The sequence below is a fragment of the Microbacterium proteolyticum genome, from assembly GCF_014192415.1.
In the GTDB taxonomy this organism is placed as follows: domain Bacteria; phylum Actinomycetota; class Actinomycetes; order Actinomycetales; family Microbacteriaceae; genus Microbacterium; species Microbacterium proteolyticum.
The window spans coordinates 1,558,442-1,571,195 of record NZ_JACHXY010000001.1 but is presented as its reverse complement, the minus strand read 5'-3'; the positions used below and the strand labels follow the sequence as shown (position 1 = coordinate 1,571,195).

The window sequence follows — 12,754 nt, the reverse complement described above, 5'->3', positions numbered from 1 at the left end:
GAGGGGATGCCACGCACCCCGCGCGGCATCCCCTCCCTGTCACGATCACTCGACGATCTCCGCCTCGATCACATCGTCGCCGGAGTCGTCGTTCGTCTCGTCCGCCGGCCCCGCGCTGACCAGCATCAGCGAATCGGCGTCGCTGGCCACATCGACCCGCACGACGTCACCGTCGCGGACCGTCCCGGCGAGGATCGCCATCGCGAGGCGGTTCTGGACCTCGGTTTGGATGAGGCGACGCAGGGGACGGGCGCCGTACACCGGGTCGTAGCCGCGCTCGGCGAGCCACGACCGCGCGTCAGGGGTGACCGCGAGGGACAGCCGGCGTTCGCGAAGGCGCTTGTGCAGCGCGTCGACGGCGAGTTCGACGATCTGGGCGAGGTCGTCCTGGCTCAACGCGTGGAAGATCACGATGTCATCGAGGCGGTTCACGAACTCGGGCTTGAAGGCCTGGCGAACCAGCGCCTGCACCTGATGCGTCTTGGCATCCATCGACAGTGTCGGATCGATCAGGATCGGCGAACCGAGGTTGCTCGTCAAGATCAGGATGACGTTCGTGAAGTCGACCGTGCGGCCCTGGCCGTCGGTGAGGCGACCGTCGTCCATGACCTGCAGCAGCACGTCGAACACCTCGGGGTGCGCCTTCTCGACCTCGTCCAGCAGCACCACGCTGTAGGGGCGACGGCGCACGGCCTCGGTGAGCTGTCCACCCTGCTCGTAGCCGATATAGCCCGGAGGGGCACCGACCAGCCGCGACACGGAGTGCTTCTCGCCGTACTCCGACATGTCGATGCGCACCATGGCGTGCTCGTCGTCGAAGAGGAAATCGGCGAGCGACTTGGCCAGCTCCGTCTTGCCGACGCCGGTGGGGCCGAGGAAGAGGAACGACCCGACGGGCCGGTTCGGGTCGCTGATCCCCGCGCGCGAGCGACGGACGGCGTCGGACACCGCCTTCACGGCTTCCCTCTGACCGATCAGGCGCTTGCCGAGCTCGCGCTCGAGGTGCAGCAGCTTCTCGGTCTCGCCCTGCAGAAGGCGCCCGACCGGGATGCCCGTCCAGGCGGCGATGACCGCCGCGATGTCCTCGTCGGTGACCTGGTCGTTGACCATGCGGTCACCCGCGGGCTCTTCCCGTTCGGCGAGCATGAGCTCGCGCTCCAGCGCCGGGATCTCGGCGTACAGCAACCGCGACGCACGCTCGAGGTTTCCCTCGCGCTGCGCGCGTTCGGCATCCACACGGGCGGCATCGAGCCGGGTCTTGAGGTCACCCACCCGGTTGAGCGAGGCGCGCTCGCGCTCCCATCGGGTCTGCAGCTCGTCGAGCTTGGCCTGCTCGGCGGCGAGGGACTCGCGGAGCGCGACGAGGCGCTCTTTCGAGGCAGCGTCCTTCTCTTTCTTCAGGGCGAGCTCTTCGAGCTTGAGCCGGTCGACGTGGCGGCGCAGCTCGTCGATCTCGAGCGGGGCCGAGTCGATCTCCATGCGCAGGCGCGACGCCGCTTCATCGATCAGGTCGATCGCCTTGTCGGGCAGCTGGCGTGACGGAATGTACCGGTTCGACAGGGATGCCGCGGCGACCAGCGCGGCATCGGCGATGGCGACCTTGTGGTGCGCCTCGTACCGCTCCTTGAGGCCGCGGAGGATCGCCACGGTGTCCTCGACCGTGGGCTCGCCGACGTAGACCTGCTGGAAGCGGCGCTCGAGCGCGGCATCCTTCTCGATGAACTGGCGGTATTCGTCGAGCGTGGTGGCGCCGATGAGGCGCAACTCACCGCGGGCCAGCATCGGCTTGAGCATGTTGGACGCAGCAACCGAACCCTCGCCGCCGCCCGCGCCCATCAGCACGTGCAGCTCGTCGATGAACGTGATGACGCGCCCGTCGGACTCGGTGATCTCTTTGAGCACGCTCTTGAGGCGCTCCTCGAACTGGCCGCGGTACATGGCGCCGGCGACCAACGCTGAGATGTCGAGGGCGACCAGCTCCTTGTTCTTCAGGCTTTCGGCGACGTCGCCCGCGACGATGCGCTGGGCGAGGCCCTCGACGACGGCGGTCTTGCCGACGCCGGGCTCGCCGATCAGCACGGGGTTGTTCTTCGTGCGCCGGGTGAGCACCTGGCTGACGCGGCGGATCTCGCCATCGCGCCCGATCACGGGGTCGAGCTTGCCCTGGCGGGCCCGGTCGGTGAGGTTGATGCCGAACTGCTCGAGAGCGCTCCGCGCGTCCTCCTGCCCCGGCTGCTGCGTGGCGTTCATGCGTTCTCCTCGAAGGTGGTTCGCCCCGATCAAACTTGAGCGGCGATGACTCAAGTTTAACAGGAGGTGGAGGGAGGGGCAATGGATGCCGCGGCAGGACCGGCGACCGACGCATCGCGGCGCACGCCGGGACTATGGTGAGCGCGTGAGCACCCCTGAACACGCCGCGCCGCGTCCGGACATCCCCTGGAATCCGCCGCCCTCCACCGCCGAACGCCGAGCCCGCGGCCGAGAGGCGCGCAAGCGCACACCGCGCAGCGATCTGGGCCTACTCACCACCGAGGGACGCGACCCGCTCGGCATCCTCGACGCCCAGAACGCCGCGCGGATCCCCGAGCTCGTTCCTCTGCGCATCGAGCGGATGTCGGCCACCCCCTTCGCCTTCTACCGGGGCTCCGCCGCCGTTCAGGCGGCCGACCTCGCTCGGAACCCCTCGACCCCCATCCGCGTCGCCTCCTGCGGGGATGCGCACGTAGCGAACTTCGGCTTCTACGCCTCGCCCCAACGCACGCTCGTCTTCGATCTCAACGACTTCGACGAGGCCGCGTGGGCGCCCTGGGAGTGGGACCTGAAGCGTCTCGTCACCAGCGTGGTCCTCGCCGGGGCGGAGACCGATCGCGACCTCGCCGTCGTTCGTGATGCCGCCGCGTCCACGGTGCGCGCGTACGTTCGCGCGATCGGATCCCGCGTCGAGCAGGACCCCATCGAGCGCTACTTCGAACACTTCGGCCCGCGCGAGGTGATCGACTCGTTCGACCGGGCCTCGCGCGTGGTCCTCGAGCGCGCCATGGCGGACGCCGAACGCCGCACCGGTGCGCGCGCGGTTCGACGATTGACCGCCGACGGCGGCTCCGGCCGCCTCGTCTTCACCCACAGACCCCCGACCATGACCCCGGTCGACGCGGAGGTCGCCGCCCGCGTCCTCGCGGTCGACGGCGCATACCGCACCTCGGCGAACGTGGATGTGCGCCTGACCTTGGAACAGTACGACCTCAGCGACATCGCCCGGCGCGTCGTCGGCGTCGGCAGCGTCGGTACCCGCTGCTACCTGCTGCTTCTGCAAGACGGGGACGGACACGCCTTCCTGCTCCAGGGCAAGCAAGCCGGCCCGAGCGTGTTGCAGCAGTTCGGCGGCATCCGCCAGCCCGAGTCGCTCGTCTCCCTCGTCGCCGCCGACGGGGAAGGCGCGCGCGTGGTCGCCCTGCAACGCGTTCTCCAGGGCGTCTCAGACCCGTTCCTCGGCCACGTGCGCGGAAGCGACGCCGACTTCTACGTGCGGCAGTTCCACGACATGAAGGGGGGCATCGAGATGGTCGAGCTGTCGAACAAGCCCTTCCGCCGGTACGCGCAGGCCTGCGCCGTCACCTTGGCCCGCGCACACGCCCAGTCTCCCGACTCCCCTGACATCGCCGGGTACATCGGGTCGGGTCGCGTTCTGACGGAGACGCTCGTCGACTGGGCCTTCGCCTACGCCGACCTCGCCCGCGCCGACCACGCGGCTTTCGTCACCGCGCACTTCTGACGTCGGGGCGTGATCAGGGGAGCGTCGCACCGCGCTCGTCAGGCCCGGGCGAAGAGCCCGGCCTCGCCGCGCTCAGGCCGGCACCGCCTCCGCCGCCGCGGGGACCATCCCACTCGACCCCGCGCACGAGAACCGCGCGCGGTACGCGGTGGGGGTGAGCCCCATCGTGCGGGCGAAGTTCTGGCGCAGCACAGCGGCCGACCCGAACCCGCATTCGGCGGCGATCCGGTCGAGGCCGAGGTCGGTCTCCTCGAGTAGGCGCTGGGCGTGCAACAGACGCTGGCGCGCGAGCCAGGCCGCGGGCGTCGCCCCCAGATCGGCCTTGAAACGGCGGGCGAAGGTGCGCGGCGACATGTGGGCGCGCGCCGCGAGGCGGTCGATCGACAGTTCGGCATCCAGGTTCTGCAGCATCCACTCCGTCACCGGGGCGAGGGAGAGCGACGCGTCGACCGGGATGGGCGAGGCGATGAACTGCGCTTGACCCCCGTCGCGCTGCGGCGCCACGACCATGCGCCGGGCGATGCGGTTCGTCAGCTCGGAGCCGAGCTCCTGCCGCAGCAGGTGCAGGCAGGCGTCGAGCCCCGCGGCGGTGCCCGCGCTCGTGATGATGTTGCCGGACTGCACATAGAGCACGTCGGGGTCGACCTCGATCGCCGGATACATCCGCGCCATGACGTCGGCGTATCGCCAGTGCGTCGTGCCGCGCTTGCCGTCGAGCACCCCGGATGCCGCGATGACGAACGACCCGCTGCACACGCTGAGCAACCATGCACCGCGTGCGTGCGCGGCGCGGACCGACTCGATCACGCGCGGATCGACGGCGCCCCATTGCTCGCGGGGGATCGGCGCGAGGACGAGGATGTCGACGTCGGCCGCCGCATCGAGGCCGAGTTCGACGTTGACCGAGAAGCCGATGTTGGAGGGGACGACGCCCGGGTCGGGAGCGACGATGCGGAAGTCGAAGTTGGGAATGCCGTCGTCGCTCCGGTCGAGGCCGAACGCCTCGCAGGCGAGGCCGAACTCGAAGGGCGCGAACCCGGGCTGGATGACGACGGCGACCGAGCGCATGAGCGCACCTCCGGTGTGGCAGGAATCTGACGAACACCGTCCATTATGCCACTCGTGGGCACGATTCCTCTAGACATAGTTTTTCTGCCATGGCTTACTTCATCGCTCTGGGAATCCTGTCTCTCGCCGGCGTTATCGGCACCGTGTGGCTCGTGCGTACCGACGGGTACGGGCGCATCCCGACCGACCCGTCGCGCGTCGTGTCGTCGTCGCCCCGCACGACCCGCCACCGCGAAGGGGCGGTCCATGCCGCTCCCGCTGTCGAAGCCGCACGTCCGAGCATGCACGTCACCCTTCCGTCGGCATCGACGGCGACCAGTCCGTTGCGCATCGTGGGGACGGAATGACTCGGCGACGCCACACACGCCGCACCGACACGGCCGAGGATCGGGTGGCGTGGGACCCGTCGGCTCACCGACCCGCGGCGACGGCCCGCTCGTACACGGCGACCATCGCCGCCGTGCGCGACGACTGGCGGAAGCGCTCCGCGACACTCGCATCGGGTGTCACCGGCGACCCGGCCGCGATGTCGACGGCCGCGCGGCGGAGGGTCTGCGCGAGCGCAGCGACCGTGGCATCCGGAACAGTCCAGGTCCCCGCGCCGAGCTCGGCGCCGATGTCGGGGTCGCTGACGACGGCGGGAGTGCCGAGCGACGCGGCCTCGAACACCGTCATGCCCTGCGTCTCGAAGCCGATCGACGTCTGCACCACGGCGTCGGCGTCGGCGAGCCGGCGGAGGGTCTCGGCGTAGGACAATCGTCCGGCGAAGGCGACGGATGCCACCGGCGCCCCGCGCTCGACCAGTCGCTGCGCGGCACGGAGCTGACCGCCCCCGCCGATGATCTCGACCTCGGCGTCGATCCTCGACTCGACCACCGCCTCGAGGAAGGGGAGCAGACGCTTCTCGGGGCTCATGCGGCCGAGCCAGACGAAGCGCGGACGGCCCGGGCGACGTTCGGTGGGTCCGGCCGCGAGGGCGGCATCGAGCGCGTCGTCGTCGATGCCGTTCCAGATCACATCGACCGAGGGCGCCACCCCGTGCCGTTCGAGACGCCGGGCGAAGTGGGCAGAGGGCGCGGTCACGGCGCGGGACAGGGCGGCGAGCTGGCGGAGGTAGGCCCAGCCGTCGATACCGCGGCCGGCCGCCGCGCTACCTCGCCCCGCCTCCGGCACGGAGCCCCCGCGCGGCAGCGCGCGCCGCGCCCAGGCATTGAGTGCGCGCAGCACGAGCCCCGGGAAAGGTGCGGTCGCCTCGATGCCCACGTCGACGCGGTTGTGCATGGTGTGCACGACGGGCAGACCGTGGCGCTTCGCGTAGCGGTGGCCGATGAAGGCGCCCCAGAAATCGGCCTGCACGTGCACGACGTCCACGGGCAGGCGCGCGCCCATCTCGGCGTCCAGGAACCGATCGGTGCGGGCGCCGGGCCAGGTGAGCGCGTACTCGCGGTCGACCGTGATCGGCAGGGAGACGAGATCGAGGTAGGACGCGTCGTGCGCGGCGGGACGGTGCAGGCGCGGTGCCACCACCGTCACGACGTGGCCGGCACGCTCGAGGAAGCGCTTCTGCAGACGCATCGACACCTGCGCACCGCCGAGCGACTCCACGTGCTGGTCGGCGAACATCACGACGTGCACGCGCTACTCCGGCAACGGACGGCCGCGGTACAGCGCCTCGAAGGTATCGAGGGTGCGGGTGATGTCGTGCACCGCGACGGCATCGAGAGAGGCCTGCTGCATGCGCTCACGGTCGTCCGGCGAGGCGGTGAGCACGTCGGTCAGCCGTGCGGCGAGCTCGTCGGCGTCGCCCGGCGTGAAGAGGTACCCGTTCTCGCCGTGGTGCACGAGGTGCGGCAGGGCGACGGCGTCGGCCGCGACGATCGGCAGCCCGGAGGCCATGGCCTCCATCGTCGCGATCGACTGCAGCTCCGCGATCGACGCGATGGCGAACACGCTCGCGCGCGAGTAGAGCGCGCGCAGGTCTTCCTCTGAGGCGTGGCCGTGGAACGTCACGCGGGAGGCGACCCCCAGCTGGTGTGCGAGGGCCTCGAGCTTGGCGCGCTGGTCGCCGCCGCCGACGATGTCGAAGGTCACGTCGAGGGCGGAGTCGAGCTGCGACAGGGCCGTGAGCACGACGTCGATGTGCTTCTCGGTCGTGAGGCGGCCGACGAAGAGCATGCGATTCGCGTCGCGAGGCGTGAGATCGGGGCGGTAGTTCGTGCGGTCGATGCCGCATGAGATCGGGATGACGCCCGAGATGTCGATGGTCGACTCGAGGAAGTCGGCGGCCTTGCGGGTGGGCGTGGTCACCGCGCGGGTCATCTTGAACGTGCGCTCGGCGTCGGCCCAGGCGAGTTTGACGAAGATGCGGTCGAGGAAATCGGGGAGGGTCGTGAAGTCGAGGATGTTCTCGGCCATCACGTGGTTGGTCGCAACGACGGGGATGCCGCGCTTGCGCGCCTCGCGCGCGAGTCCGCGGCCGACGATGATGTGCGACTGGATGTGCACGACGTCGGGCTTGATCTCGTCGAGCAGCAGGCGGGCGTAGTGCTTCGACCGCCACGGCAGCACGAAGGTCAGCCAGTCGTGCGGCAAGAAGCGGTAGGCGGGAAGCCGGTGCATCGGAAGCGGTTGGCCCTCGATCGTCTCTGTCGCCGCCCCGGCGCTTCGACGGTCGGCAGCCGGCGCCGCGACGTGCACATCGTGGCCGCGGGCGACGAGTCCGGCGGCCAGGCGCTCGGCGAAGCGCGCGGCTCCGTTGACGTGCGGGAGGAAGGTGTCGGCGCCGATGAGGATGCGGAGCGGACGGTCGGGGGTGTTCGCCGCCTCGGATTCGCCGGAGATCTCGGTCGACGCGGCGGGCGCCGACTGGTCGGCGGGCGTCGCAGGAGTGGTCACGTGGGGTGAGGCCTATCTATGCGGCGGTCGGGTCGCGCGGTGAGGGTCATGCGCCCTTCACTGTACCGGAGCGGGTTTCGCCGCTTCGGTGACCGTCCCCAGGGTGAGGTTATCGCCGGGCGCGGCGCCGGAGGGGCGGGATGGTGCGGCCGGACGCCGGAAGAGCCGGACGGTGCGGCCCGACGCCGGAAGGGCCGCGCCGCGGAGCTCACGGCACGACAAAGCCCGCCCGGCGCATGGCCGGACGGGCTCGAAGGTGGACACCCACCCGCGGGGATCAGCCCTCGCCGTCGACCCGGCGGTCGGGTACGGGCGAGCCGTGCGCGGGGCGCGGCGGACCGTCCGTTCCGGCAGGCGCGGGAACCTCGGATGCCGCGGCCGCGAACGCCGAGACCACCTCGGCGTCGTCTGTCGCCGGCGACTGCTGCGGCCGCGCGGCCGAGTTCGACCCCGGATCGGAGGTGTCGAGGTCGGACGCTGCCTGTTCGAACTGCGAACGGTAGAGGCGGTAGTAGGGACCCTCGCACGCGATGAGCTCGTCGTGCGTGCCCTTCTCGACGATGTCGCCGTGCTCCATCACGAGGATGAGATCGGCGTCGCGGATGGTCGACAGCCGGTGAGCGATGACGAACGACGTGCGCCCCTCTCGGAGCGCTGCCATCGCCTGCTGCAGCAGCAGCTCGGTGCGGGTGTCGACCGACGAGGTCGCCTCGTCGAGGATGAGCACCGACGGACGGGCGACGAACGCGCGCGCGATGGTGATCAGCTGCTTCTCACCCGCCGAGACGTTGGCGGCATCTTCGTCGAGTACGGTGTCGTACCCGTCGGGCAGCGAATGCACGAACTGATCGACGCGCGTGGCGACGGCCGCCTCGACGATCTCATCGTCGGTCGCGCTCTCGCGGCCGTAACGGATGTTGTCTCGGATCGTGCCGGCGAACAGCCACGGGTCCTGCAGCACCATTCCGGTGCGGGCCCGGACATCGTCGCGACGGAGGTCGGCGATGTCCTGCCCGTCGAGCAGGATGCGACCGCCGTCGAGCTCGTAGAACCGCATGATGAGGTTGACCAGCGTCGTCTTGCCGGCGCCGGTGGGTCCGACGATCGCGACCGTCTGGCCGGGCTCGACGCGGAACGACAGATCGGTGATGAGCGGCCGATCGGGCGTGTAGGCGAAGCGCACGTTCTCGAACTCGATGACACCGCGCCCGCCGACGTGGCCGGGTGCGTCTGCGGCATCCGGATCTTGCTCGTCGGCGTCGAGCAGCGCGAACACGCGTTCGGCCGATGCGGTGCCCGACTGGACCACCGCGGCCATGCCGCCCAACTGCGACAGCGGTTGGGTGAACTGCTGCGAGTACTGGATGAAGGCCTGCACGTCACCGAGGCGGAGCTGGCCGCCCGCCACCATGAGACCGCCGAGTACGGCGATGCCGACGTAGGTGAGGTTCCCGACGAACATCATGCCGGGCATGATCATGCCGGACAGGAACTGCGCCTTGAAGCTCGCCTCGTACAGCTCCTCGTTCTCGACCTCGAACTTGTCTCGGGCGTCCTTCTCGCGTCCGTAGACCTTGACGAGGGCGTGACCCGAGAACGACTCCTCGACGCGGGCGTTGAGGCGGCCGACCTTCTTCCACTGTTCGCCGAACGCCTTCTGCGACTGGGGTCCGATGACGCCGAAGATGACGGCCATCAGCGGAAGGGAGACGAGAGCGACGAGAGCGAGCTGCCACGAGATCGTGAACATCATGATGAGCACGCCGACGACGGTGAGCACGGAGGTCAGCGCGCTCGAGAGCGACTGCTGCATGGTCTGCGTGATGTTGTCGACGTCGTTGGTGACGCGCGAGATCAGCTCGCCGCGCTGCACTTTGTCGAAGTACGACAGGGGCAGGCGGTTGATCTTCGCTTCGAGGTCTTCGCGCAGACGCCACATGGTGCGCACCATGATGACGTTGATGACGTAGCCCTGGATCCACGACAGCAGCGACGAACCGACGTAGATCGCAAGCACGGCCACCACCACCATGCGCAGGGCGTCGAAGTCGACGCCCGCGCCGACGGAGAAGTTGTTCATCGCGCCGACGATGTTGGCGACATCGCCTTGGCCCGCCGCGCGGAGAGCCTCGACGACGTCGGCCTGCGAGGTGCCGGCGGGGAACTGCTCGGCCAACCCCTTCGAGACCACGCCCTCGAAGATGATGTTCGTGGCGTCGCCGAGCACGCGGGGCGCGAGCACAGCGAGCACGACGCCGAGGGCGCCCAGGACGGAGACGAACGTGAACGCCCCGGCGTAGGGGCGCAGGAGGCCGATCAGTCGGCGGAAGCTGGGGCCGAAGTTCGACGCCTTTCCGGGCGCCACACTGTCCCAGTCGCCCGAATTGAGTCGAGCCTGCTCGGCCAGCTCGAGTTCGGCCCGCTCCTCTTCGGTGAGCGCATCGGTGGTGCTCATGCCTCCACCCCCAACTGCGACTCGACGATCTCGCGGTAGGTGCTGCTGGTCTGCAGGAGCTCCTCATGGGTGCCGACGCCCGCCAGCCGCCCCTCCTCGAGGACGACGATGCGATCGGCCCCCGTGATGGTCGACACGCGCTGGGCGACGACGATCTTCGTCACCTCGGGTAGCTCTTGCCACAACGCCTGTCGGAGCCGAGCATCGGTGCTGAGGTCGAGTGCCGAGAAGGAGTCGTCGAACACGAGCACCGCCGGGCGATGCACGATGGCTCGCGCGATGGCGAGACGCTGGCGCTGACCACCCGAGACGTTCGTGCCGCCCTGGGCGATGCGCCCGTCGAGTCCGCCCTCCATCTGTTCGACGAAGTCGCGCCCCTGCGCGATCTCGAGTGCCTTCCACAGCTCGTCGTCGGTGGCGTCTTCTCGACCGAAGCGGAGGTTGGATGCGACCGTGCCGCTGAAGAGGAAGGGACGCTGCGGGACGAGCCCGATGGTCTTCCACAGCCCGTCGAGGTCGGCCTCGCGCACGTCGACACCGCCGACGCGGACGGCGCCCGCGGTGACGTCGAACAGTCGCGGGAGGAGGGAGACCAGAGTGGTCTTACCCGCGCCGGTCGAGCCGACGATGGCCACGGTCTCACCGGGACGGGCGGCGAAGCTGATGCCCGACACCACGGCCGACTCAGCACCCGGGTAGGCGAAGGAGACGTCGTCGAACTCGATGGCCCCGCGCTCGGGGAACACGCTCACGGGGTTCGCGGGACGTTCGAGTGTGGAATGACTGTCGAGCACCTCGCCGATGCGCTCGGCGGACACGGCCGCGCGCGGGATCATCACCGTCATGAAGCTCGCCATGAGCACACCCATGAGGATCTGCGCCACGTACTGCATGAAGGCGAACAACGTGCCGATCTGCACGCTGCCCTGGTCGACTTGGATGCCGCCGAACCAGATCACGCCGACGACGGTGACGTTCAGCACGAGCATGGCCAGCGGGAACAGCAGCACGAAGAGCGAGCCGACTTTCCGCCCGACGATCATGATGTCGGTGTTCGCCCCGCGGAACCGCTCTTCTTCGATGCGCTCGCGAACGAACGCGCGCACGACGCGCACGCCGGTGAGCTGCTCGCGCATGATGCGGTTCACCGCATCGAGCTTCGCCTGATAACTGCGGAAGAGGGGCACCATGCGCGCGATGATGAGGCCCGCGGCGATCAGGAGCGTGGGCACCGAGACGGCGATCAGCCAGCTGAGGCCTACGTCTTGCTGGAGCGCCATGAAGACGCCGCCGATCGCCAGGAGCGGGGCGCTGACGAGCATGGTCGCGCCCATCATCGCCAACATCTGCACCTGTTGCACGTCGTTGGTGTTGCGGGTGATGAGCGACCCGGCTCCGAACTGCGACAGCTCGCGCTCGGAGAAGCCGCTGACCTTCTCGAAGATGTCGCGGCGGATGTCGCGGCCCGCCGCCATCGCCGCGCGCGCGGCGAAGTAGGTCGCGATGACGGATGCCGTGATCTGACCGAGCGAGATGGCCAGCATCATCGAGCCCTGGGACCAGATGAAGGCCGTGTCGCCCCGCGCGACACCCTGGTCGATGATGTCGGCGTTCAGGCGAGGGAGGTAGAGCGACGCCATGGCCGCCACGAACTGGAAAACCAGCAACGCCAGGAGCAACCACCGGTACCGGGAGAGGTAGCGGATGAGGATCTTGCCGAGCACGGCACCTCCAGAACAGGTCGACGCGGTCGCGGTGGCCGCGGAGTACAGCCTGGCACCAACCTCCGACACCGGCGACCCTCTCGGCTGTGGGAGCGTTCTCTCGTCGCGAACACGGGCCCTCGTCGTCCGCGGCGCAGCGACGGATCGTAGGCTGAACCCATGTCTCGACTGCAGGCCGACGCTCCCGCCGACCTCTGGGTGCCCGTGACCGGATCTCTCGGTTTTCGCGGGCGTCGTCACCGGAAGGCGGCGATCGGCATGCTGCTCAGCCAGGCGAATCAGGCCGCCGGCGCGGCCCCTCGACCCGGCGGCGGCGCGTTCGCGTGGATCCTCAGCCAAGCAGCCCCCCTGCTGATGCGCCGCGCCGCCGGTCGCGTGCTCGTATGGGTGTGGAAGAGCGATCCCGAACTGCTCGTCGTCATGGCGCAGCTGCAGGAGGCCACCCCGCAGGCGCGCACCGCGCGGGCCATGATGCCGATGGAGTACGACGACACCGAATCGTTCCCCAACCCCTTCCTCGGGGTGGGCGAGAAGCTCGCGATGCCGCTGCCGAGCGACGCACGCACTCCGCCGTTCGCGACGTACACGTGGGACACGGGCTCGCACTTCGTGACGGTCACGGCGGTGTGCGCCGATCGGGAGCGGTTCGGCACGGTCATCGGAGCAGTGGATGCCGTGGCCCGCACGATCCGCGTGGCCGACGACCTGCGGGTCGGCGAGTCGCCCACGGTCTTGCGCATCGACCCCGCCTGACCGCTGCGACGCCCGATCCCCGCCGAAGGGCTCGTGGGCCACGGGTGACTGGGCCTGTGGATGCCACCGGCACCCGTGGCATCCGGG

At 69.6% G+C, this 12,754-nt stretch carries 9 protein-coding genes; 3 read left to right on the top strand and 6 right to left on the bottom strand.

Annotated elements, in window-relative coordinates; translation table 11 throughout:
- Positions 1-45: 45 nt before the first annotated feature.
- Positions 46-2,250 carry an ATP-dependent Clp protease ATP-binding subunit gene (locus FHS07_RS07215; protein WP_183419134.1) on the bottom strand — a complete coding sequence of 735 codons (2,205 nt, stop codon included), beginning with the start codon at positions 2,248-2,250 and terminating at the stop codon, positions 46-48.
- 145 nt (positions 2,251-2,395) lie between these two features.
- On the opposite strand from FHS07_RS07215, the gene FHS07_RS07210 reads away from it, so the two are divergent.
- The gene (locus FHS07_RS07210; RefSeq protein ID WP_343054635.1) at positions 2,396-3,772 is read left to right on the top strand and encodes a DUF2252 domain-containing protein; all 1,377 of its coding nucleotides are present in this window, start codon (positions 2,396-2,398) and stop codon (positions 3,770-3,772) included.
- Between the two features lie 72 nt (positions 3,773-3,844).
- On the opposite strand, the gene FHS07_RS07205 is transcribed toward FHS07_RS07210, so the two are convergent.
- Positions 3,845-4,840, bottom strand: a complete 996-nt coding sequence (locus tag FHS07_RS07205; protein ID WP_183419132.1) for a GlxA family transcriptional regulator — start codon at positions 4,838-4,840, stop codon at positions 3,845-3,847.
- An 89-nt stretch (positions 4,841-4,929) separates the two neighbouring features.
- Between FHS07_RS07205 and FHS07_RS07200 the strand changes: the two genes are divergently transcribed.
- The gene (locus FHS07_RS07200) at positions 4,930-5,187 is read left to right on the top strand and encodes a hypothetical protein (protein WP_183419131.1); all 258 of its coding nucleotides are present in this window, start codon (positions 4,930-4,932) and stop codon (positions 5,185-5,187) included.
- A 64-nt stretch (positions 5,188-5,251) separates the two neighbouring features.
- Here FHS07_RS07200 and FHS07_RS07195 read toward each other — a convergent pair whose 3' ends face one another.
- The 4 genes from FHS07_RS07195 to FHS07_RS07180 form a co-directional block, all read right to left on the bottom strand.
- A complete protein-coding gene (locus tag FHS07_RS07195; protein ID WP_183419130.1) occupies positions 5,252-6,475 on the bottom strand; it encodes a glycosyltransferase in 1,224 nt (407 codons plus the stop codon).
- A gap of 3 nt (positions 6,476-6,478) precedes the next feature.
- Positions 6,479-7,735 (bottom strand): glycosyltransferase, encoded by a 1,257-nt coding sequence (locus tag FHS07_RS07190; RefSeq protein ID WP_183419129.1) that lies wholly within the window; start codon positions 7,733-7,735, stop codon positions 6,479-6,481.
- A 277-nt stretch (positions 7,736-8,012) separates the two neighbouring features.
- A complete protein-coding gene (locus FHS07_RS07185) occupies positions 8,013-10,190 on the bottom strand; it encodes an ABC transporter ATP-binding protein (RefSeq protein WP_246383137.1) in 2,178 nt (725 codons plus the stop codon).
- Positions 10,187-11,914, bottom strand: coding sequence for an ABC transporter transmembrane domain-containing protein (locus tag FHS07_RS07180; RefSeq protein WP_183419443.1), 1,728 nt, complete (start codon positions 11,912-11,914; stop codon positions 10,187-10,189). The genes FHS07_RS07185 and FHS07_RS07180 overlap by 4 nt, the downstream gene beginning before the upstream one ends.
- A gap of 159 nt (positions 11,915-12,073) precedes the next feature.
- Between FHS07_RS07180 and FHS07_RS07175 the strand changes: the two genes are divergently transcribed.
- Positions 12,074-12,667: a hypothetical protein gene (locus FHS07_RS07175; RefSeq protein ID WP_183419128.1), complete on the top strand. Its 594-nt coding sequence runs from the start codon at positions 12,074-12,076 to the stop codon at positions 12,665-12,667.
- Positions 12,668-12,754: the final 87 nt, after the last annotated feature.